The sequence below is a fragment of the Pectobacterium versatile genome, assembly GCF_020166435.1.
In the GTDB taxonomy this organism is placed as follows: Bacteria; Pseudomonadota; Gammaproteobacteria; order Enterobacterales; family Enterobacteriaceae; genus Pectobacterium; species Pectobacterium versatile.
Genome location: NZ_JAINZP010000016.1, coordinates 1 through 23,449, shown reverse-complemented (window position 1 = coordinate 23,449; position 23,449 = coordinate 1). Strand labels below are relative to the sequence as shown.

Annotated in this window: 20 protein-coding genes; 14 read left to right on the top strand and 6 right to left on the bottom strand. The window is 49.5% G+C overall.

Annotation, left to right across the window (positions count from 1 at the left end; translation table 11 throughout):
* Positions 1-190 precede the first annotated feature (190 nt).
* From K7X24_RS16180 to bsmA, 3 genes are all read left to right on the top strand, one after another.
* Entirely contained in the window at positions 191-1,312 is a 1,122-nt protein-coding gene (locus K7X24_RS16180; RefSeq protein WP_224555808.1) for an RNA ligase RtcB family protein, read from the top strand.
* On the top strand, positions 1,309-1,932 hold the full coding sequence (gene prfH, locus K7X24_RS16175) for a peptide chain release factor H (RefSeq protein ID WP_224555807.1): 624 nt from the start codon (positions 1,309-1,311) through the stop codon (positions 1,930-1,932). Before K7X24_RS16180 ends, prfH begins: the two co-directional genes overlap by 4 nt.
* Positions 1,933-2,046: 114 nt before the next feature.
* Entirely contained in the window at positions 2,047-2,355 is a 309-nt protein-coding gene (gene bsmA / locus K7X24_RS16170) for a biofilm peroxide resistance protein BsmA (RefSeq protein ID WP_224555806.1), read from the top strand.
* 63 nt (positions 2,356-2,418) lie between these two features.
* On the opposite strand, the gene K7X24_RS16165 is transcribed toward bsmA, so the two are convergent.
* Positions 2,419-2,817, bottom strand: a complete 399-nt coding sequence (locus K7X24_RS16165; RefSeq protein ID WP_040032595.1) for a DUF350 domain-containing protein — start codon at positions 2,815-2,817, stop codon at positions 2,419-2,421.
* A 104-nt stretch (positions 2,818-2,921) separates the two neighbouring features.
* Positions 2,922-3,047 (bottom strand): hypothetical protein, encoded by a 126-nt coding sequence (locus tag K7X24_RS22020; protein ID WP_263485498.1) that lies wholly within the window; start codon positions 3,045-3,047, stop codon positions 2,922-2,924.
* Between the two features lie 98 nt (positions 3,048-3,145).
* Between K7X24_RS22020 and K7X24_RS16160 the strand changes: the two genes are divergently transcribed.
* Positions 3,146-4,681, top strand: a complete 1,536-nt coding sequence (locus tag K7X24_RS16160) for a methyl-accepting chemotaxis protein (RefSeq protein ID WP_224555805.1) — start codon at positions 3,146-3,148, stop codon at positions 4,679-4,681.
* A 78-nt stretch (positions 4,682-4,759) separates the two neighbouring features.
* Here the strand turns inward: K7X24_RS16160 and rlmB are convergent, their stop codons facing one another.
* The 3 genes from rlmB to nsrR all read right to left on the bottom strand — a co-directional run bounded on the left by rlmB (position 4,760) and on the right by nsrR (position 8,501).
* Positions 4,760-5,491: a 23S rRNA (guanosine(2251)-2'-O)-methyltransferase RlmB gene (gene rlmB, locus K7X24_RS16155; RefSeq protein ID WP_040032596.1), complete on the bottom strand. Its 732-nt coding sequence runs from the start codon at positions 5,489-5,491 to the stop codon at positions 4,760-4,762.
* Between the two features lie 86 nt (positions 5,492-5,577).
* Positions 5,578-8,034 (bottom strand): ribonuclease R, encoded by a 2,457-nt coding sequence (gene rnr, locus K7X24_RS16150; protein ID WP_224555804.1) that lies wholly within the window; start codon positions 8,032-8,034, stop codon positions 5,578-5,580.
* 41 nt (positions 8,035-8,075) lie between these two features.
* Positions 8,076-8,501, bottom strand: coding sequence for a nitric oxide-sensing transcriptional repressor NsrR (gene nsrR / locus K7X24_RS16145; RefSeq protein WP_010279087.1), 426 nt, complete (start codon positions 8,499-8,501; stop codon positions 8,076-8,078).
* Between the two features lie 312 nt (positions 8,502-8,813).
* Here nsrR and K7X24_RS16140 point away from each other — a divergent pair, with 312 nt between their 5' ends.
* Positions 8,814-10,385, top strand: coding sequence for a methyl-accepting chemotaxis protein (locus K7X24_RS16140; protein WP_224555802.1), 1,572 nt, complete (start codon positions 8,814-8,816; stop codon positions 10,383-10,385).
* A 534-nt stretch (positions 10,386-10,919) separates the two neighbouring features.
* A complete protein-coding gene (locus tag K7X24_RS16135) occupies positions 10,920-12,752 on the top strand; it encodes a diguanylate cyclase (RefSeq protein WP_224555801.1) in 1,833 nt (610 codons plus the stop codon).
* Here the strand turns inward: K7X24_RS16135 and K7X24_RS16130 are convergent.
* On the bottom strand, positions 12,721-13,737 hold the full coding sequence (locus tag K7X24_RS16130) for a type IV pilus twitching motility protein PilT (protein ID WP_224555800.1): 1,017 nt from the start codon (positions 13,735-13,737) through the stop codon (positions 12,721-12,723). The two genes, K7X24_RS16135 and K7X24_RS16130, sit on opposite strands and share 32 nt — an antisense overlap.
* 21 nt (positions 13,738-13,758) lie before the next feature.
* On the opposite strand from K7X24_RS16130, the gene K7X24_RS16125 reads away from it, so the two are divergent.
* From K7X24_RS16125 to K7X24_RS16090, 8 genes are all read left to right on the top strand, one after another.
* Positions 13,759-14,472: a YggS family pyridoxal phosphate-dependent enzyme gene (locus K7X24_RS16125; RefSeq protein WP_224555799.1), complete on the top strand. Its 714-nt coding sequence runs from the start codon at positions 13,759-13,761 to the stop codon at positions 14,470-14,472.
* Between the two features lie 97 nt (positions 14,473-14,569).
* Positions 14,570-15,391 carry a pyrroline-5-carboxylate reductase gene (proC, locus tag K7X24_RS16120; protein WP_224555894.1) on the top strand — a complete coding sequence of 274 codons (822 nt, stop codon included), beginning with the start codon at positions 14,570-14,572 and terminating at the stop codon, positions 15,389-15,391.
* Positions 15,392-15,440: 49 nt separating this feature from the next.
* Entirely contained in the window at positions 15,441-15,995 is a 555-nt protein-coding gene (locus K7X24_RS16115; protein ID WP_010295003.1) for a YggT family protein, read from the top strand.
* A complete protein-coding gene (gene yggU / locus K7X24_RS16110; protein ID WP_010295005.1) occupies positions 15,992-16,282 on the top strand; it encodes a DUF167 family protein YggU in 291 nt (96 codons plus the stop codon). Before K7X24_RS16115 ends, yggU begins: the two co-directional genes overlap by 4 nt.
* 31 nt (positions 16,283-16,313) lie before the next feature.
* Positions 16,314-16,907, top strand: a complete 594-nt coding sequence (rdgB, locus tag K7X24_RS16105) for an RdgB/HAM1 family non-canonical purine NTP pyrophosphatase (RefSeq protein ID WP_224555798.1) — start codon at positions 16,314-16,316, stop codon at positions 16,905-16,907.
* Complete coding sequence (gene hemW / locus K7X24_RS16100) at positions 16,900-18,039, top strand: radical SAM family heme chaperone HemW (protein ID WP_224555797.1); 1,140 nt, start codon at positions 16,900-16,902, stop codon at positions 18,037-18,039. The genes rdgB and hemW overlap by 8 nt, the downstream gene beginning before the upstream one ends.
* Positions 18,040-18,945: 906 nt before the next feature.
* Positions 18,946-21,216, top strand: a complete 2,271-nt coding sequence (locus K7X24_RS16095; RefSeq protein WP_224555796.1) for a hypothetical protein — start codon at positions 18,946-18,948, stop codon at positions 21,214-21,216.
* A 253-nt stretch (positions 21,217-21,469) separates the two neighbouring features.
* Positions 21,470-23,449 (top strand): inverse autotransporter beta domain-containing protein (locus K7X24_RS16090; RefSeq protein ID WP_224555795.1); only part of this gene is annotated, 1,980 nt, incomplete at its 3' end.

The window sequence follows — 23,449 nt, the reverse complement described above, 5'->3', positions numbered from 1 at the left end:
CACTTGAGTATTATGCCGACGATTTTTCATCATCCCTCAACTGACAAAGGAGACAACATCATGACAACACTTATTCTGATTCTTTGCAGGACATCTCGGGACTAATTACCGCATTCTTTTCCGTTTTGCGTTATCCCCCCCAGCTGTAGCCTGCCTTACCCTATTTTTAAATTGATCAGCAGGATGATCTATGGGCAATGCTATTCGCTCTATTTCGGCGCGCGTCAGTGTGATCGCGACGGAAAACACTTGGATTGAAGGTAAAGCAATCCAACAACTTCAAACTACATCACAACTTCCTAATATGGTACGCGTGGCCGGCATGCCAGATTTGCATCCAGGCCGTGGTTACCCCATCGGAGCCGCCTTTTTTTCACAGCAGCGTTTCTACCCAGCACTGGTCGGGAATGATATCGGCTGCGGCATGGCGTTATGGCACACCGGCCTGAATGCTAAAAAGGTTTCTCTGGATAAGCTGGAGAAACAGCTTGGCAGTATTGATGGGCCACTGGAAGACGATATCGATATTCCACCGGCCTTGGCCGATTTCCGCTATTCGTTGGGCACTATCGGCGGTGGTAATCATTTTGCAGAATTGCAGCTGCTTGATGAGATTTATCAGCCAGATACGCTGCACGCTCTGCATATTGATCCGAAGCAGTTGCTGTTGCTTGTCCATAGCGGCTCGCGCGGATTAGGGCAATCCATACTGGAGGCTCATGTGCGGGAATTCGGCCATCATGGTCTTGAAGCCAACACGCCCGCTGCTGAAGCCTATCTGGAGCAGCATCAGTTCGCGCTAACATTTGCTACCAATAATCGGCGGCTGATCGCTCAACGAATGTTGGAGCGGTGGCATACGCAAGGAGAGGCCGCGCTGGACGTGAACCACAATCTGGTAACACCGGCAACTATTGAAGGCATTTCCGGCTGGCTGCACCGCAAAGGTGCGACACCTGCCGATTGCGGCCCAGTCATCATTCCCGGTTCACGCGGCGACTACAGCTACATCGTGCAGCCCATTCCTCACGCCGACAGCCTGTATTCTCTGGCACATGGCGCGGGCAGAAAGTGGATGCGAACGGAGTGTAAGGATCGACTATCTGCACGTTACAGCGTCCAGCAACTGGCGCGTACTCGTTTCGGTAGCCGTGTTATTTGTCAGGACAGGGAACTGATCTTTCAGGAAGCGCCAGAGGCTTACAAGCCGATAGACAGCGTGATTGGCGCGATGCAGCAGGCGGGGTTAATCACACTGATTGCCCGTCTGAAACCCGTACTCACCTACAAAACGCGCAGGAGGGATAAATGATATTGCTTCAGCTCTCCGCCGCGCAGGGGCCGGACGAATGCATGCTGGCAACCGCAAAGGCTTTGCAGGCTCTGACGCGAGATGCCACACGGCAAGGCATCGCATGCGAGATCATCGAAACGGAAGCGGGGAAACGTTCCGGTACGCTGCGTTCCGCCTTGGTTCTGTTAAACGGTGAACAGGCGGAACCGCTGGCTGCCAACTGGTGCGGTACGCTTCAGTGGACATGCAATAGCCCCTGGCGCAAAGGTGGCGGACGCAAGAACTGGTTTATCGGCGTCGCACGCTTTCATCAGGAACAGGCGTTTGCCGATAACGAGATTCGCTTTGAAGCCACCAAGTCTTCCGGTCCCGGCGGGCAGCATGTGAATAAAACCGAGTCTGCCGTCCGCGCCACGCATGTCGCCAGCGGCATCACGGTGAAGGTGCAGAGTGAACGTAGTCAGCACGCCAACAAGCGCCTGGCCTGTTATCTCATCGCCTATCGTCTGGAAGCGTTACAGCAACAGCAGAATGCTGAACTACGGGCACAGCGGCGCCTATTCCATCACCAGATAGAACGCGGCAATCCAGTAAAAGTCTTCAAAGGCGAAGATTTTACGCTGGTCGCGTCGCGTTAACCTCAACTCACGGGTGGCACCCACTGCCGCCCGTTATTTTCCCTGTTAAAGAGAATGCAATCGGCCCGATGATAGCGCTACACTCCCGCTATCTACTCCTATCAGGCTGAAACGATGAACATCGTGCGGATACTTTTCTTACCCTTAATACTGATGCTATCCGGCTGTCAGATCATACAAGGAAAGCCTGTCGCTGCACCGCCGCCTGCAGAGAGAGCACTCGAAATTCGCTATGCGCAAACTAGCAAGCTGGAAAAAATGGGGACGATCTCGGTTAACGTGCACGGAAACGCTGATGATGTGGATCGCGCCCTTCAACAAAAAGCCGATGCCTCCGGCGCACATTATTATGTGATTGTGCTGAAATCCGAGGCCGCAACGCCCCCCGAAATATGGTTCGCCCGCGCCGTGCTGTATCAATGAATCTAAGGGACATGCAGTAAAACAATACCGGTCAGATCCCCAGTATTGTCATGCCACGGCAAATTAATACGACATACACGCCGCATTCAGAATCCCGCCGCTAAGCGAAGCGGCACAGAGAAAGGCTCCAGTGGCGATATCGTTATTCTGGATATGCTGGCTGAGGCGCGGCATATACAGGCGCACAGCGAAATAAATCAGTAATTGCACCACCAGCGCGACCGCACCCCAGGTGATGTAATCCACCAGACTCACCGAATTAATCGCCGCACTGGAAAGCGGGATCACATAGCCAATTAACGCCCCACCAAACCCAATAGCAGCCGTACCGTTGTTCTCTTTAATCAGCGCCCACTCATCATGCGACGTGATGCGAGTGTAGATAAACAGAAAGGCCAGCACCATGGCAAACCCGATAAAGAAATAGGAAGCGAAAGCGAGTAGCGACGTAACAATAGGCATAGCGATATTCCTTTTAAATGACGGGTATAGATGATTCTTGCATAGCAAAATGTTTATGCATAACTTTACGTGATAAACAACGCAGGAATCCCCTGCAGAGCACTTTATCCCCCTGTCTTCATATCCGCACGAATCTCCTCACATTTTTTAAGAAAACGGATAAGCATTGCGCCTGAAATGCCGATAACTGATAAGGCATCTTTTATCAGTTGGATAGGAGTCTGTTTCACACTCATCACCTGCTTTTTTATGCAAACACACAACAACAACTAATCCGTTATTGGCCTGCGATGACGGTAGATAATTAATAAATGAAAGGAAGAGGTTTATGCTGCGCTGGATGTCATTTCAAAACCTGTCTGTAACACGAAAGTTATTGGTAGGATTTGGTTTATTGCTCGTCATGGGAGTCATTCTCTCTATGGTCGGCTTTTACGGATTACACAACAGCGACCAATCGTTAAAACGTATCAGCCGTCTTGGCGCCATTTATGACAAGACCGTTGTCGCCAGAGAAAATAACTTCGGTTATGCGCTGGAGCGAAAAGCACAGTATCTGGAACAACACGATAGTGCGATCGGTAATATCAACGAAGAGCTGTCTGCGCTGTTGAAAGCCATCGACACCGGCCATTGGCCAACGGAAGATAAAAGTGCGATTCAGGATATTAGCGCGTCACTCAACGCCTATATCTCACAGCGCCAGCAGGTTATGAGCCCAGATGTCAGCCAGCAACGGCTCAGTGAATTGAACGCACAGATGGCAGTCTTGCAGGAAAATATCAATAAGCTTTACTTCACGGAAGAAACCCGCGCGGGCCGTAACGTCATTAGCAGCGACATACAGTTGGGCGTGATTACGCTGATTGCCATCATACTCGGCCTGACCACAGCAATTGTTATCTCACGGCAGATCGTACGCCCGCTGCATCAGGCGTTACACGCCACCCGTGCGATTGCGGAAGGCGATCTCACCGTGCAACTTCACAACGATCGTCATGATGAATTAGGCCAGTTGATTTCAGCCATGGGGCAGATGAACAGCAATCTGCACAGCATGATTGATAAAATTCGCCTCAGCGCGAACCAGATTTCCTATGCCGCAGGGGAAATTTCTGCTGGTAACACCGATCTTTCTTCTCGCACGACGCAACAAGCCGCTGCGCTTGAAGAAACCGCCGCCAGTATGGAGCAACTGACGTCAACGGTGAAACAGAATGCTGATAACGCCCATCAGGCCAACCGACTGGTTATGGATGCTTCTGACACCGCGAATCAAGGGGGAGAACAGGTTTCTAAAGCCGTCAACACCATGCACGATATCGCGCAAAGCTCCCACCGCATCGCTGAAATTACCTCAATGATCAACAGTATCGCGTTTCAAACCAATATCCTGGCGCTCAATGCCGCGGTAGAGGCTGCGCGAGCGGGTGAACAAGGCCGCGGTTTCGCCGTCGTCGCCAGCGAAGTGCGTAGTCTGGCACAGCGCAGCGCACAGGCGGCCAAAGAAATCGATACACTGATTGCCGAGTCGGTTTCGCAGATTAATAACGGTGCAGCACTCGTTAACGGCGCAGGGAAAACGATGGAAGGGATTGTCCAGTCAGTGACGCAGGTCCACGACATCATGAAAGACATTACTACCGCGTCGGACGAACAGCATCGCGGCATTTCTCAGGTCGGTCAGGCCATTATAGAAATGGATCAGAACACCCAGCAAAACACCGTGCTGGTGGAGCAATCCTCATCTGCCGCTCAGTCTCTGGAACAGCAGGCGATCGTACTTTCTGATGCGGTGTCTGTTTTCAGGCTTTTACCGCCTTCGCAGCAAGACGTTCGCAGACTGGAGAGCCCTGCGGCATAAGCACAATTTAAAACGCTAGCTCCACCAAATTTAACGAGGTGCCTGATGGCACCTCGTTATTATTGATAGCTACAGCAATTACGCGCGTTGGCGAACAGCTTCAAATAGACACACGCCAGTGGCAACAGACACATTCAGCGAAGACACGCTGCCTGCCATCGGAATACTGATCAACTCATCACAGTGCTCGCGGGTCAGACGACGCATGCCTTCCCCTTCCGCCCCCATCACCAGCGCCAATGGTCCGGTCAGTTTACTTTGGTACAACGTATGATCCGCTTCACCTGCCGTGCCAACGATCCAGATATTACGCTCTTGCAACAGGCGCATCGTACGGGCAAGATTGGTCACGCTGATAACTGGTACGGTTTCCGCCGCACCACAGGCGACCTTCTTCACCGTCGCATTCAGTTGCGCGGAACGATCGCGTGGCACAATTACCGCATGCACGCCAGCCCCATCCGCATTACGCAGGCAAGCGCCCAGATTGTGTGGATCGGTCACGCCGTCCAATATCAGCAAGAAAGGCGTTTCCAAATTGTCTAACATCGCGGGCAGATCGTTTTCCTGATATTTCCGCCCTTCTTTGACTTTCGCTACGATCCCCTGATGAACCGCGTCTTCAGCCTGCTTATCCAGCCATTGGCGATTCGCCACTTGAATGACGATACCCTGCGCTTCCAGCTCCGTAATAACGGACTGAAGGCGACGATCGTCGCGTCCTTTCAGAATAAAGACTTCCAGAAAACGCTGTGGATCGCGCTCAAGCAGTGCCTTAACCGCGTGGATACCGTAAATAATTTCGCTCATTGATACTCTTCAAATTGTGTAAAGCGAGATAACATTCGTCTTGCGGGTTTGTAGAGACCGAAGCCTCTACAACGTCAAGCCGTTCGTTATTCCTCAGATTTCTTCTTTGCTCGTTTAGCCTTCGTCGCGGCGGCGATTTTACGCGTTTTTTCCACGTTCTTTTTCGCTTTATCGCGGTTCTTTTTCGGCTTGGCTTTTGGCTTATCCGATTTCGCGTTGCTATCGCCTTCTTTGCGGAATGCGGCATCCGGCTCAAAGTTTGCTGGCGCTTTGCTCGCGCTGCGACGACGTCGAGCTGGCTTGGCCTCACGCGACTCCGGCTTCTTCACACGGTCGCGCGCCGTTTTACCTTCGCCACGCACCTTGCGCGTACTGGAAATCAGCGCGAAATCAATGTTGCGCTCATCCATATGAACGGCTTCAACACGAATTTCGACTTCATCGCCCAGACGATAAACCTGCCCGCGCGATTCGCCGATCAGCCGCTGGCCGATATTATCGTAGCGGTAGTAATCATTATCCAGCGTAGAAACGTGCACCAGCCCATCGATAAACAGATCTTTCAGGCGCACGAAGAAGCCAAAACCGGTCACACTGGCGATAATCCCCGTAAAGACCTCACCCACGTGATCCTGCATAAAGTCGCATTTCAGCCAGTCCGCAACGTCACGCGTAGCTTCATCCGCACGGCGCTCCGTCATCGAGCAATGCATACCCAGCTGTAGCATTTCGTTAATGTCACTATGCCAGCCGCCCGTTGACGTCCAGCGCTCATGACGATCGCTCAGCAGATACTTAATCGCGCGGTGCAGCGACAGGTCTGGATAACGACGAATCGGTGACGTGAAATGGCCGTAAGATGTTAATGCCAGACCAAAGTGGCCTCGGTTTTCCGGGTCATAAATCGCCTGTTTCATCGAGCGCAGCAGCATGGTTTGCAGCATTTCCCGGTCGGGACGTTCAGTCAACTCATTCATCAATTCCGCGTAATCTTTCGGCTGTGGCTTCATTCCGCCTTTCAGCGTCAGCCCCAGCTCGCCCAGTACGCTACGCAGGGCTAAGACATGGTCTTCACTCGGCTGATCGTGCACGCGGAACAGCGCAGGTTCTTCGTTTTTCTCCACAAATTTCGCGGCGGAGATATTCGCCAGAATCATGCACTCTTCGATCAGTTTGTGCGCATCGTTACGCACCACAGCTTCCACACGATCGATACGGCGTTCAGCGTTGAAAATGAACTTCGCCTCTTCCGTTTCAAACGCGATGCCGCCACGCACTTCACGCGCATGTTCAAGCGCCTTGTACATACGGTGCAGCTCTTCCAATCCACCGACCAGCGGCTTGTAGTGCTCGCGCAGCTCGGCGTCACCTTGCAGAATATGCCACACTTTGGTGTAAGTCAGGCGCGCATGTGAACTCATCACCGCTTCATAGAACTTATAAGACGACAGCTTACCCTGCGCCGAGACGGTCATTTCACAGACCATACACAGACGATCGACCTGCGGGTTAAGCGAACAGAGTCCGTTTGACAGTACTTCCGGCAGCATCGGCACCACCTGCGACGGGAAGTACACCGAGGTGCCACGCGCCCGCGCTTCATGGTCGAGCGGCGTATTTGGCCGAACGTAATAGCTCACATCCGCAATCGCAACCCATAAGCGCCAGCCACCGCCACGTTTCGGTTCACAATGCACCGCGTCATCGAAATCGCGCGCATCTTCGCCGTCAATGGTGACCAGCGGCAACTTACGCAGATCCACACGGCCTTTTTTCGCGGCTTCCGGCACCTCTTCGGAGAGATCTTTCACCTGCTCTTCCACTTTAGGTGGCCAGGTGTGCGGAATATCATGGGTACGCAGGGCGATATCCACCGCCAGCCCGGTACCCATGTTGTCACCGAGAATCTCGACGATCTTACCCACCGCTTTCGTGCGGCGTGTGGCGCGTTGCGTCAGCTCAACCACCACCACGAAGCCCATACGGGCACCGTTAATTTCTTCTTTCGGGATCAGAATATCGAAGCTCAGGCGGCTGTCATCCGGCACCACGAACCCAACACCGGCATCGACAAAATAGCGGCCGACAATTTGTCCGGTACGCGGTTCCAGCACGCGCACAATGCGCCCTTCACGACGTCCTTTACGATCCGCACCCAGCGGCTGTGCCAACGCAACATCGCCGTGAATCGTCCGTTTCATTTCTTCAGCCGACAGATAAAGATCGTCTTTGCGGCCTTCCACGCGCAGGAAGCCAAAACCATCACGGTGACCAATGACCGTACCGCGCAGCAGATCGAGCTTTTCCGGCAACGCATAGCACTGGCGGCGGGTAAAAATAAGCTGACCATCACGCTCCATCGCACGCAGGCGACGGCGCAGCGCTTCGAGCGCTTCTTCTCCGGTTAATTGCAGATCGGCGGCTAATTCTTCTCGGCTAATCGGGGTATCGCGCTTGGCGATGTGCGCCAAAATATATTCACGACTGGGGATGGGGGATTCGTATTTTTCTGCTTCTCGTTCCAGGAATGGATCTTGTGACATTGCGGTTCCTCCGTTGTCATCAGCAGGAGGCTGAACAAAATTCATTCAACCAACAATAATTTATAAAGCGGCGGGTTTTCTTTGACCATATCAGCCAGCGTGTATTGATCCAGCTCATGCAGGAAATTTTGTACCGCCTGTTGAAGCACCTGCTTTAAGCGACAGGCTGGCGTAATGTGGCAAAATTCATGGCTACAGTTAACCAGCGTGAGCGGCTCCAATTCGCGCACGACATCGCCAATTCGGATGGTTTCTGCCGGTTTTCCAAGACGGATACCGCCATTCTTGCCGCGCACGGCCATCACCAACCCAGCACGACTAAGTTGATTGATAATTTTGACCATATGATTACGAGACACGCCATACACTTCCGTTACTTCCGAAATGCTGGTCATTTTCCCGCCCGGCAGCGATGCCATGTAAATCAGCGCTCGCAAACCATAATCCGTAAAACTTGTTAACTGCACATAAACCTCGGATACCTCTGGGTATCATTGACTGGCGTATTGAGTACGCCCCTGAAAAACCAACGCTATTAACAGATAATAAACCAGGCGTAAACGCTACGGCTAATTATTTATACCCTTTGTGTTGAGAGAAGCCTGTGTTGCGGGAAGCCTCTCGGCTACGCTCTTCTTGCCCAAGCCTTTTTACGCCTGCCATAGCTTTTTAATTTTATCTCACCGCAACACAGATAACGTATTCTCTCCCGTTGCACACACCACATCCAATGATGACTGGGTTATCACCCACGAAGGCGGCGTAAGGAAAAGGACACCATGGGGTTGAAAAATATTTCTATTCGTACCGGCTTATTAACGTTATTGCTGCTAACCACCCTGTTACTGCTTATCGTCAGCAGCATGGGCGTAGTCGCCATTAAGAAAGACAGGGAAACGCTGACAGCACAAAATCAGATTCAGGGCATTGAGCTGGGCAACCTGATGAGCGGCTATAACCAGACGCTCAGCGCGCGCGCCTCAGCAACGCTCGCCGTCAGGAAAATTGAAATCGGCCTGCTGGACGACGGTGCCAAGGAAACTGGAGTCGTAGAGAAACATCTGCGCCAATCGCAGGAAGACATTGAACGCGTGATCAAATCAGCCAATGCCGATCCCAAACAGCAAGCGCTGGCACAGGAGGTACTGAAAACCTATCAGGCCTATTTTCAGCAGGGAATGACCCCGATGCTGAGCGCGCTGCAAAAACAGTATACCGACGAATATTATGAAGCCCTGGAAAAACAGCTCGGCCCACTGAGTGAAGCCTTTGATTTATCGATCCAAAACTTCCGTCAGTATGCCCAACAGCTTTCTGAACAGGGTCTGGCACAGTCCGAACGTAATGAACGCATTATGCTGTTACTGATTGCGATTGCCTGCCTGCTCTCTATCACGCTGGTCGCATTAGCCTGGATCGCACTGCGACATATGCTACTCAAACCTCTCGATTATGCGATTGAACAGTTGGAACAGGTCGCTGCTGGGAATCTGACGCGTCGTTTGATTCAAGGTGGAGACAACGAACTAGGAAGGCTCAACGATGCCATTGGCCACATGCAGGGAGCGCTACTGGAGTCGGTGAGTCAGGTACGCGATGCCAGCACGCAAATCGATTTAGGCAGCCGCGAACTGTTTGAAGAGAACACACTGCTTTCCCAACGCACCGAAGAATCCGTTGCCGCACTGGAACAGACGGCAGCAAGCATGGAGCAATTGAGCGCGACAGTGAAACTCAATGCCGATCACGCGGAACTCGCGCATCAGCTCGCCAATAACGTCTCAAACACCAGCAGCCGCAGCAACGAGTCTGTCTGTTACGTCATTGAAAAAATGCAGGAGATCGCCACCAGCGCCAAGCGCATCAATGACATTCTCAGCGTCATTGACGGCATTGCGTTCCAGACCAACATCCTGGCACTGAATGCCTCTGTTGAGTCCGCTCGCGCAGGCGAACAAGGCAGAGGCTTTGCCGTCGTCGCCGGAGAAGTGCGTAATCTGGCGCAACATAGCGCACAGGCGGCGAAAGAGATCCGCGCATTGATTTTAGATTCCCAAACGCGCGTGTCCGAAGGGCTTGAGCTAGCGTCCAAGGCGGGCGAAACCATGGATGAAGTGACCGACGAAATCATCCGTATTACGCAACTGATGCGAGACATTTCCACCGCCACGCAAGAACAGCACCGTGGTATTGAGCAGGTTAACATCGCCTTCACACAGATCGACAAAGTCGCTCAGCACAACGCACAGCTCGTCAAAGCCTCATCAGTGACGACGCTGTCGTTAGAACAGCAGTCTCAGCAGCTAATGCGGTCCATGGCACTGTTTCAGGTAGAACCCCGCCTTTCTTAAACTAATTAATGCATTATACCGTCGGAGGTCAGCACCAATGCAGGCCGCCGACATTCCGAAGAATAGCCTCTGCTCTCTATTTACTCCGCACTGCGCCTAAAAAATCGAATAAATAATGAGAAAAGTCATGAACCCACTTATCTCTTAAAGCACCTATTTTATAGGTTATAGTTTCAGATAATTTGAGTATTATTTTTTACCGCTATTCTCTGTTTTTACATACAAGCGTATAAATAGGGTTTCAGCATAAAAAAAATAGCATTACAGCCTCAACACATTGAATAAAAAGACAATAAGACAAACTCCTTGTTGGTGATATTATTTATGCGTTTCAGTCTATTAATTATTAATAAAACATTTAGTCCATTAATTAATAGCACACTATTTTATTAATTCAGCCCATTGATTCCGCGTAAAGAAAAAGGGGGACTGCCAATCACCCGATAACACTGCAGACGGCATAATGATAAAACAAATACCTCTGATAACAGCGAATCAAGGGTAAAGACAGAAAAAATATAGGCAGAGATAAACATGAATAATCAGTCAGTTGATGTTGATTTCATTAAGAGGTTTGACAATGAAGCCAAACTGCACGCGCTTGATTCCATCTATGCCATCGCCGAATTCGACCTGGCAGGGAAACTGATTGAAGCCAATCCTCTTTTTTGCAAAATACTCGGCTATAAAAAAGAAGATATTATTCAGAAAAACCACACGCTTTTCCTGCCAGAAGCGCAGCGCCAAAAACATGACCATTTCTGGCACAGTGTACTCAAAGGGAATATCAAGGCAGGGGAATTCCAAAGAAAAACCCAAAAAGGGGATATCATTTGGCTCCATGCTGCCTATACACCAATTATTGATCGTTCAGGTCACCGCATTGGCGTCATAAAACTGGCGCTTGATATTACTCAGGAAAAACGCCTGATGTCGGAACATCGGGCACAGCTAGATGCAATTGAAAATGCGCAAGGCGTGATCGAATTTGATAAAGAAGGGTACATCACCCATGTCAATAAGCACTATCTGATGCTAACAGGCTATGAAGAAAAAGAAATTCTCGGTCAACATCATAAATTGCTCTGCGACCCTATTTATACCGAACAAGCCGACTACCAAATATTCTGGGAAACCTTGCATCGAGGCCACCCTATCAGCGGACGCTTCCATAGACTGGGCAAAGACAGCCATTCATTCTGGATACAGGCAACCTATAGCCCAGTCATGGACAGTGAAGGAAATGTGAGAAAAATCATCAAATATGCTCACAACATCACGCAAAACGTCGAAACCGAAAAGAAAGCCCATCAGCAAGGCATCATTCTCGATATCCTGCTGTCAGTCCACGACAGCTTTCTGCTCGACCACAATCTGCCTTCCGCCTGCGATAAAGTCTTTGAGCGACTGCTCAGCGTCACCAACAGTACCTTCGGCTTCATTGCCACATTGCAGGAAGATGAAGACGGCCAGTCGCTCTATCTTCCCGCGATTTCCAACCTGGCCTGGGATGAAGAAACCCTGAACTGGTACAGGCACCAGCGCAGAACGCATGGCGGCCTGAGACTCCGTAAACTGGATAATCTGTTTGGCCACGTGGTGACGCATAACACGGTGGTATGCACTAATAATCTATCAAGGCAAAAGGCTGGTCGAGATCTGCCTCCCGTGCATCCTGCACTGTATTCTCTACTTGGCATCCCCATCACTCATAGCGGCAAAGCGATCGGGATGATCGCACTAGCTAACCGGCGAGAAGGTTACGATCAAACGATGATCGATTTACTAGCACCGCTGGTGAAAACACTCGGTACCATCATTCATGCCCGTTCATTGGAAGATGAACGCACACAGATAGAAGCGTCTCTCCGCTTTAACGCAGGGCATGACTTTCTTACCGGCCTACCGAACCGCAGCAGCTTCTTCGAGCAGGCTAGCGCCTTTTTTCTGCTCAGGCAGCAAAACCAGCACACGGACAAAAGCTGTCTGGCAATTATTGATATCGATTTATTCAAAAACATCAATGACCAATACGGCCATCTGGCTGGTGATGCCGTCCTGAAAGAGCTGGCAATGTTCATGCGCATGTCGCTGCGTCAGGAAGATCTGGTCGCCCGCCTCGGAGGTGAAGAATTCATCATCCTGCTAAAAGATGTCTCGTATCAAACAGCGGTGATGACGATTGAACGTATTCGTAAAGATATCGAACAACATGCGTTGGAATACGATAACCAGAGCCTACATTTCACGATCAGCGCAGGAATTTCTACCTATCACGCCAATCTCACTTCTGTTGAAAATTGGATTCAGTTAGCCGATGAAAACCTTTATGCCGCTAAACGGCAAGGTCGCAACTGTGTGAAATAAGCCCATCCCGACAGCGCTGCTGGTAGCTTTGCTCAAACGTTTGCATTCCCGCAGCGGCTCCCGTCTGAATCAGGCCGGGGAGTTGGTGCGTTTTCCCTTCCCGAATCAGATTACTGACTGCCGCGGTGGCGGTCAGTACTTCATAAAGCGCGATTCGCCCCCCTTGCGCGGCAGGCAAAAGTGTTTGCGTCACCACCGCCTGCAAACAGGTAGCTAACTGGCTGCGAACATAGGCTTTCTCTTCACCAGGAAAGACGTCAACCAGACGATCGACCACCTGCGATGCGCTGCGGGTATGCAGCGTCGACAACACCAGATGGCCGGTTTCCGCCGCCGTCAGCGCCAGCCGAATCGTCTCCGTATCGCGCAGTTCTCCCAGCAGAATGACATCGGGATCCTCCCGCAATGCGGCCCGTAATGCCTGTGCAAACGACGCGCTATGCGCACCGATCTCCCGCTGTTGAATCAGGCAGCGTCGGCTGGTATGGATAAACTCGATCGGGTCCTCCAGCGTAATCACATGGCGATCGCAGCGATCGTTTAACGCCCCAAGCATGGCCGCTAGCGTCGTGGATTTGCCGCTCCCCGTCGCCCCAGTAATCAGGATCAGTCCGTTCGGTTTCTCCAGCAGCGTCGAGAAAACGGGTGGCGCGTGTAGCGCTTCCAATGAAGGCTGAGCGGATGGAATAACACGCAGCGCCGCAGACAGCCCCTCACGCTGGCGAAACACATTCACCCGCAGGCGTTGTCCATCGGGCAACATTAATGCCCCATCCACCTGACCAGCCTGCCGCAGTTGCTCGCGCTGAGCCGGTTCAAGCCAGGCATCGCACCATTGCGCCACCTGCTCCGGCGTTAAACGTGGTAAGGTATTTTCAGGCTGTAGCCGCCCGTCCACACGCAACACCGGCGGATGACCGCTACAAAGGTGCAGATCCGAGGCATTATGTTTTACACTACGCGCCATCCACTCATCCAATTCCATAGATTAACCTCCTGAATAACCATGACGACAATCCAGCAGAATCTACAGGACATCCGGCAGCAAATCGCCACCGCTGCGGCGCATTGCGCGCAGGCACCAGAAGAAATTACGCTACTTGCAGTCAGTAAAACCAAACCTGTGAGCGCGATCGAAGAAGCCATCGCGGCAGGGCAACGGGCGTTTGGCGAGAACTATGTTCAGGAAGGCGTGGAGAAGATCCATTATTTCCAGGAAAACCACCCGGACACGCCGTTGGAGTGGCACTTTATCGGCCCGCTACAGTCAAATAAAAGTCGGCTGGTGGCTGAGAATTTTGACTGGTTTCACACCGTGGATCGCCTGCGCATTGCGCAACGTCTGAGTGAACAACGTCCGGCCACCTTGCCGCCGTTAAACGTTCTGTTGCAGATTAATATCAGCGGTGAACCGAGCAAATCCGGCATTATGGTCGATGAACTCGCGGAACTCGCCGCCAGCGTCGTCGCACTGCCCAACCTGCGCCTGCGTGGCCTGATGGCAATTCCGGCACCGGAAACCGATTATGAGCAGCAGCTTGCTGTTTTCAAGCAAATGGCCGTGCTGTTCCAAACGTTGTCTGCAAATCATCCGCATATTGATACACTTTCTATGGGGATGACGGACGACATGCGTGCGGCGATTACCGCAGGCAGCACATTGGTGCGCATTGGTACGGCAATCTTTGGTGCGCGGGACTATTCAGCCAAAAGCGTATAAACAGTCAGTCAAAAGCGAATCAACAGCAGGGCACGCCCTGAACGGCACGTCATCTTTGACAGAATACAAACGGAACAGGTGATCAGCGATAATGCAGATGCAGCAACGTAAAATAGCGTTTATTGGTGCCGGGAATATGGCGCAGGCCATTATCGCCGGATTGGTCAACGGCGGTTATCCCGCTCAACACATCAGCGTCTGCGCGCCTTCGGGTAAGAACCGCGATGCGCTGGCTGCACAATATGGCGTCGTCAGCAGCGCGGACAATGTACGCTGCGCTCAGGAAGCCGACATCATTGTGCTGGCCGTCAAGCCGCAGATGATGGCAACGGTTTGCGAACCGCTACGTGAACAGGTCAACTTCAGCGGTAAACTGGTGCTTTCGATTGCAGCAGGCATCAACATCGTCCGTTTCCAAGCACTGCTGGGCGAGCCACTGAATATCGTGCGAATTATGCCAAACACGCCGTCTCTGGTCGGCAAAGGCATGAGCGGGATGTATGCCCCCGCCTCCGTCAGTCAGGCAGATAAAGACTTCACCGCACAGCTGATGCAAAGCGTCGGTAAAATTTGCTGGGTGGAGAGCGAACAAGGTATTAACGGCGTGATCGCCGCAGCGGGCAGCGCACCGGCCTATTTCTTCCTGTTTATGGAAGCGATGCAGCAGGAAGCCATTCGTCAGGGGTTCAGCCAGGAAACGGCTCGCCTACTGGTGCAACAGGCCGCGTCCGGCGCTGCCGCACTGGTTGAAGCCAATCCCGATACGCCGCTATCGACACTGCGGGAAAATGTGACGTCCAAGGGCGGTACCACAGCAGAAGCCTTACGGGTATTTAACGAACAGCAGTTGACGCAAACCGTGGCTGAAGCCATGCAGGCGGCAATTGCTCGCGCACAGGAAATGGAAACGCTTTTTTAACCAAAGCGGGTTCCCCGATTCTTTATCTTATTAAGGAAAAGACGTACTTATGCTCACCCTGACTTTTCTGGTCAAAACGCTGGTCGACCTCTATGTAATGGTCCTGCTGCTACGCATCTGGATGCAGTGGTCACGCAGCGATTTCTATAACCCGCTGTCGCAGTTTGTCGTCAAAATCACCCAGCCGATTGTCGGGCCGCTACGCCGCATTCTGCCGTCGTTAGGGCCGATTGACAGCGCCTCGCTGCTGCTGGCTTTTATTCTCACGACGATCAAATACCCGTTACTGCTGCTGATTCAGGTTGGCGCGATTTCCCTTAGCCCAATGAACCTGCTGGTCGGGCTCATTTCGCTGATTAAATCCGCGGGCTATTTGGTTTTCTGGGTCATCATCATCCGTTCGATTATGAGCTGGGTCAGTCAGGGCCGTAGCCCCATCGAATATCTGCTGCACCAGTTGACCGAACCGCTGATGGCGCCGCTCCGCCGCATTATTCCGGTTATGGGCGGCATCGATTTCTCCGCGATGGCGGTGATTCTGATTCTATATATGCTCAACTATCTGGGCATGGACCTATTCCCAGGGCTGTGGTTCCTGCTGTGAGTGCCATTACCCGCCACGGCGATGCGCTGGTGATTCGGCTGTATATTCAGCCGAAAGCCAGTCGGGACCAGATCGTGGGTTTGCATGGCGACGAACTGAAAGTCGCCATCACCGCTCCGCCGGTTGATGGGCAGGCCAATGCCCATCTGACCAAATTCCTCGCCAAACAGTTTCGAGTCGCCAAGAGTCTGGTCGTGATTGAAAAAGGCGAACTCGGACGGCATAAACAGATTAGAATTACCCATCCGCAACACATCCCGGCTGATGTCGCGGGCTTCATTGAATAAACACGATTGAATAAATACGCAGGACAAGACGATGCAAAAAGTGGTTTTGGCTACCGGAAACCCCGGTAAAGTGCGCGAGCTCGCCAGCTTGCTGGCCGATTTCGGTCTGGATATTGTGGCTCAGACTGAGCTAGGTGTGGATTCCGCCGAAGAAACTGGCCTGACCTTTATCGAAAACGCCATCCTGAAAGCACGTCATGCAGCACAAATCACAGGATTGCCGGCGATTGCCGATGATTCCGGTCTGGCTGTCGATGCGCTGGGCGGTGCACCAGGCATTTACTCGGCACGCTACGCGGATATGGGTGCCAGCGACCAGCAAAATCTGGATAAGCTGCTGCTGACACTAAAAGATGTGCCGGACGAACAGCGCCGCGCCAGCTTTCACTGCGTGCTGGTGTATCTGCGCCACGCTGAAGACCCGACGCCGATTGTCTGCCACGGTAGCTGGCAAGGTGTGCTGACGCATGAAGCCGCAGGTAGCGGTGGCTTCGGCTATGACCCGATCTTCTTCGTGCCAGAGCTGGGTAAAACGGCAGCGGAACTGACGCGTGAAGAGAAGAACGCACAGTCTCACCGCGGCCAGGCGCTGCGCCTGTTGCTGGATGCGCTACGCCATGCTTAAGCTTCCCCCGCTCAGCCTGTACATTCATATTCCGTGGTGCGTACAGAAATGCCCGTATTGCGACTTCAATTCTCACGCGCTGAAAGGCGACGTGCCGCATCAGGAATATGTCGATCATCTGCTGACGGATCTGGATGCTGATTTACCGCTAGCGAGCGGTCGTGAACTGCACTCGATCTTTATCGGCGGCGGCACGCCCAGCCTGCTAAGCGCGGAAGCAATGCAGGCGCTGCTCGACGGCGTTCGGGCAAGAATTCCGTTAACGCCGGATGCCGAAATTACGATGGAAGCCAATCCCGGTACGGTTGAAGCCGACCGTTTCAGCGGCTATCAGCGCGCGGGCATTAACCGTATCTCCATCGGCGTTCAGAGTTTCGATCCGCAAAAGCTGACACGCCTTGGTCGTATTCACGGCCCGGACGAGGCCAGACGCGCCGCGCAGCTGGCGACCGGTCTGGGATTACGCAGTTTTAATCTGGACCTGATGCACGGCTTGCCGGATCAATCGCTGGAAGAAGCGCTGGACGACCTGCGTCAGGCCATTGCGCTCAACCCGCCGCATCTGTCGTGGTATCAGCTCACCATCGAACCGAATACGCTGTTTAGCTCGCGCCCGCCTACACTGCCGGACGACGACGCGCTGTGGGACATCTACGAACAAGGCCATGCGCTACTGAGCGCCGCGGGATACCAGCAGTATGAAACTTCCGCCTATGCCAAGCCGGGCTACCAGTGCCAGCACAACCTGAACTACTGGCGCTTCGGTGACTATTTGGGGATTGGCTGTGGCGCACACGGCAAGCTGACCTTCAGCGACGGTCGTATTCTGCGCACGGTAAAAGTCCGCCATCCTCGTGGCTATATGCAGGGCACGTATCTGGATAAACAACACGATGTTGCTAACGACGATCGGCCTTTTGAGTTTTTCATGAACCGCTTTCGCCTGCTGGAAGCCGCTCCGCGCGAGGATTTCACGGCATATACCGGTCTGGAAGAACACAGCATCCGCCCGCAGTTGGATCAGGCGCTGGCGCAAGGCTACCTGACGGAAACCGCCGCGCACTGGCAAATAACCGAGCACGGTAAACTGTTTTTGAATTCCCTACTGGAGCTTTTTTTGTATGAAATATAACCATACGCTCGTTCATAATTTTTCTGTCAGAACATATGATTATGCCAGCTCAATTAAGAAATGAGATACCCGATATGAACATAAATGGAATGGTGTATTGCTGCAGCATCTCCAACCGAGCGAAGCATATGGCGGACTGAGGAATCCCCAGGAAAAGAGGCAGCTAGGTATAAAATTTTTGTGATCTACTCATTGTGCTAACAAATTTAATGAGATCACCTCTATGCCTGCCTGTAAAGTGCCCCAGCCTTTTTCTGCAACACTTAATCTCAATTCATCAATATTGGCAAATATGCGATTATTGATTCCACCTTTGCGCTAGTGCACAACGCTACCCTTTCTCTTACCAGTATAAAACGCTGTCTGCCGAGATCTGTCCGTATAAAGGATATATTGTGGCACGTCACCGCGGTGACACAACGGCCGTAAATAGTTACTTCCCAAATTCATTCATAATCAACAAAAAAAAAAATAACGTTCTATACTTTACCAGAGAATGTATTTAAATCATGATTTTTATAAAAAACGTCTATTATTAATAAAAAAACAATTAAACAAAAAACAATTAGCAGCACATACAAAAACACGATAACAAATAGAATGCTAACAATTAAAAGATAAACATAAATTCAATGTTTAATTAAAAAAATCAACCAATAACGCATTCAGGAGAAACCTTACCACAACTAATTTATTAAAATATCAATGAATTACAAAAATAATTCATAAAATAAATAATTCAATATTCAGGCAGACTCTAAGCTAAGGTCAATTTCGTCGAAAACGAAATCGATCAGCCTGTTTGCAAGCAATTGAAATATAAAAAGCACTCACCTTCTTCAAAAGGTGATTAAGACGTTGTTTTATTTTTTATAAACAGCAAATTACATACTGAAGGATAATACTATGACTACAGCTAAAGAAATCATTAAGACATTATCAAATGTAAGTGTAACGTTAGGCTGGGACGTTGTTGTCGCCTACGATAGAAATAAAATTAACACATTGCTTGAACAACAATATATAGAAAAAGTCCGAGATGAAGAGAATTTTTCACCAGTCAGTGGTAAGCGCGCAAATGTCCTGTTTGAAAATTTAGTACTGGGCCCACCATTGATTTCATTTGAAAATACGACGCTTAGTGATTCACGAGCAACAGCAACCATTGACTTTATTTCCGGTTCGATTATTGAACTGGACAGCGATGGACAAGTGAAGACCTACCAAAAAGTCGAACCTGGGCTTGGTTATTCCATGGTACTTGATATCAACTTAAAAGCAGGAAAAGGAAATATTGAAGAAGATGGAAAAGTGCTCATTAATTTTAGTGAAAGTGAGTTGACTATCCTAAACATCATCCAAGAACCACCTGCTGAAGTCATGGAGTTTTTCCGTAACTGGCTGCTTACCCAAGCAGTAACCTATGAATTAGGCCAGTTGATAATGAACGATACCCGAGGTCTAGCACCGCGACACTTCCGTATTTTTACCCAGCCCGCACCTAATTCTACTCAGCGTAGTGCTAAAAATTATGGTGATGGTGCAGTATTGCTATTTATCGCAACGGATTATAATCCTCTTGGTGGGGATTTACCCAGAGATTCGTTCCCGTGGTTAATTCCAGAAAACCACGACAGCACTTTGTTAATCAGTAGCCGAACACTATTTTCAGATATTATTGGACCAGTACTAAAAGAAAAATTCCCTAGTATAAAATTCAACGTGGAATATAACAAAGAAAATCAAAGACCTGCATCCTATTTACATGCACAATCAGGTGGGATTGATACACAGGATAATTATTACAGGAAGGTAAACGGTAGCGGTTTTGGATGGCACTCGAATGGCTATAGCGTGGTTGTCGATAGCTTAAATAATCCAAGAAAAACCGATCTCATTGCCAGCATTGAAGGTTGCTTCATGCGCCCGGCTGGCGATCACATTGAAATCGGGTGGGATAGGAATTATAGATGGGAGGCCTTTGTTGGCTCTTTCGGTACGATAGGTAGCGTAGGTGGATATTCAGAATACGGATATACTCGAACAATAGAATTTGAAACATTAAAAAGTGCATCAAAGGTATCTTTATCTCTTGATTCTAAAAATGAAATTATTTCATTTTCTTCAGTCAATCCTAAATATGATATCCGATCTTTGGATTACAATGGTCCATGGTGGTCAACAAGTGCCTCAGTAGCTGACATGGCAAAAGATCTAGAAAAACGTATCCCTCCAGTTATAGAAGAAAAATTTAACTTTGAAATCCCTGATATCAATGTCTTCGCAGCCAACCATTTGCTATTTCCCAACAATAACATCGTGTCGCTAAAAAGCGTTCATGTCCCTGGGGATATGGTGCTATTTGGCGATATCTCTCCCGTTTTAACTTCGTTTAGTATTACACCGTTAAAATCCACAATATCAGTAAATGATACGATTAAATTCAGTAAAAACACAGAAAAGCCTGTTGTTTGGGAAATATTTCCCAAAGATATCGGGAGTATTGATCACAATGGTCTGTATACAGCACCACCTATGCTCAATCGTGTTTCACAAACCGTAGTGGTAACGGCCAAAACCACCGATGGCAAAGTGGCTATGGCAGTTATAACAATCGTGCCTTCTTCTGTCGCAGTGACACCATCGTTAATAGTCATTAAAGAAGAGGAGGCTACGCCAATACAGCTTAAAGCCCATGTTGTTGGCAGTTCGACAAGCAGTATATCCTGGCGTATATCTTCTGATAGCGAGGTCTATGGCTCTATTAGTTCATCTGGCGTTTACACTCCGCCACGTGCCGGAGAAATGAAGAACGGTTACACGCTGGTGGTAGCAACAGCAAGCAATTTGCAAGGAGGGGAGGATTCTGTCTTAATTTGCTTGAAAAGTACCGAGACACGTATGGAATTTAAAGTTATTCCAGCTTTTTTTGCAGGGCTAAAAACTGGAGAATCTATTACATTGCATGCTTCCAGCACATTAGATTTCGAACCGGAGCTATGGAATTTCTACCCTGAACACGGCTCATTAGGCGAAGTGTCGCATAATGATAATATCTATTCAGTTAGCTATACGGCGCCGACATTTATTTCTCGCCCAACGCTGGTATTTATTCAAACAACGCCAAGAAGAAAGCCCCATCGAGTAGGATATACGATTATTGAAGTAACCCCTTAATTTTCAAGTTAAACAGTTCATTCTTTAACAAGAATGAACTGTTCCATAATTAAGAGAGAGTGGTTTTTTAATTTTAGAGGGTCGTACCAGGCCCTCTATTGATTCATTCATTTAATCTGATTAAAAAATAACAAAAAATTAATCATGATAACAAGGAGACAACCATTTCCATGAAAAACAACGCCATGGATAATTAAATAACGCACGCTTAAAATTAAGTTTCACTAACCCTAAAAGATATATTGGTGACAATATGAAAAGAAGTCCATTTCATTCTGGAACGGCATTTTTACGAAGAATTGCTTGGCTGAATATCGTTATTCAGCTTATATTTCCTGTGCTAAGTGTTTTCACACCAACCATGGCAAGTGTAAATCACAATCAAACACAATTAAATGAAACAGAGAAAAAATCAATCTCCACGGAAACTTACATCCTTAAAAAAGGAGAAACAGCGTTATCTGTCGCAAAAAAATATAATATGACAGTAGATGCACTGCGTCAGTTAAATCATCATCGCCTTTTTTCTCATTCTTTTGAACGTCTCCAAGCAGGAGATGAGATTGATGTCCCACGCAGAAAATCTCCGTTTTCAGTAGATAATATAAAGAAAGAAAATACAGATACGGCTTTAGAAAATAATCTAGCAAACCAAGCCTATACTAGTGCAACTGTATTATCTAATGGGAATGTTGCGAAATCTGGGGAACGGATGCTGCGTTCTGCCGCCAGTAATGAAATTAACAATTCTGTAGGGCAATGGTTAAACCAATTCGGCACTGCTCGCGTAAAATTAAACATAAATGAAAACAATAAACTAGATGGAAGTGCTACTGATATTTTCCTTCCACTTTATGATAATAAAGATGCAATTTTATTTACCCAACTTGGTGCTCGGAATAAAGACAGCCGCAACACCGTCAATATTGGTACCGGTTTTCGTACCTTCCATAACAACTGGATGTATGGCGCTAACACCTTCCTGGATAACGACATCACTGGTAAAAATCGACGAATCGGTCTGGGCGCTGAAGTCTGGACAGACTATCTGAAACTATCAGCCAATAACTATTTTGGTATGACAGATTGGCACCAGTCGAAAAATTTTACCGACCAAAATGAACGTCCTGCTGACGGTTATGACCTCCGTGTTGAAGCCTATCTCCCTTTTTACCCGCAGATTGGTGGAAAACTAACGTATGAAAAATATCGCGGTGAAAATGTTGCTCTGTTCGGTAAAGATAATCAGCAGAAGGATCCTTATGCTGTAACCATCGGCGTAAATTATACCCCAATCCCTTTATTAACAGCGGGAATGGAACACCGAGCAGGTAAAGGAGGGCAAAAAGATAGTAGTATTAACCTTCAGGTAAACTATCGCATAGGTGATTCTTGGGAATCTCATATCAGTCCAGAGTCCTCAGCCACAAATCGTACACTGGCTGACAACCGTTACAACTTGGTCGAGCGCAATAACCATATTATCCTTGATTATCAGAAACAGGATATGCTCCAACTCAGCTTACCAGAAAATATTCACAATTATGCGGGAGAAACCACGACAGTTACGGCTCAGGTCACCAGCAAATATGCGCTTGAGCATATTGAGTGGGATGCTGGCAGTTTAGTCGCGGCAGGAGGAAAGCTCAATCCAACATCGATCAATACCATTGCTATCACATTACCGCCTTATCAGCACACTGGCGATCATAATGCCAACCATTACCGATTAAATGCTTTCGCTTATGACATTAAAGGAAACAAGTCTAATCAGGCAATGACTGTTATAAAAGTGAATGAACAAGATATTAGCGCCATACATTCCATCACAACAGCAACACCAAACATGCTGATTGCAGATGGCTTGGAGACCAGTCTAATAGCAGTGACTTTGCGTGATCAGAACAATAGGCCTGTTAGCGGCGTTGCCAGCCAACTCATGCTGTCTAGCAGTTTTACTGCCGACACAACAACACTGCGACATCAAGCCGCCGCTAATAAAGATATCCATTTGGGCACTATCGTTGAATCATCTGCAGGAATATACCACGCGACACTAACCGCAGGTACTCAAGTGGGAGTGGTGACGATTACCCCTTCCATCAATGCTCAAAAGTTGCAATCAGTGAATGTCAATTTAATTGTTAATGCAAGCACGACTGCAGTAACTAGCCTGACGCCCGATGTCACCACCGCGCCGGCAGATGGCTCCACGCCGATCACCTTCAGCGCC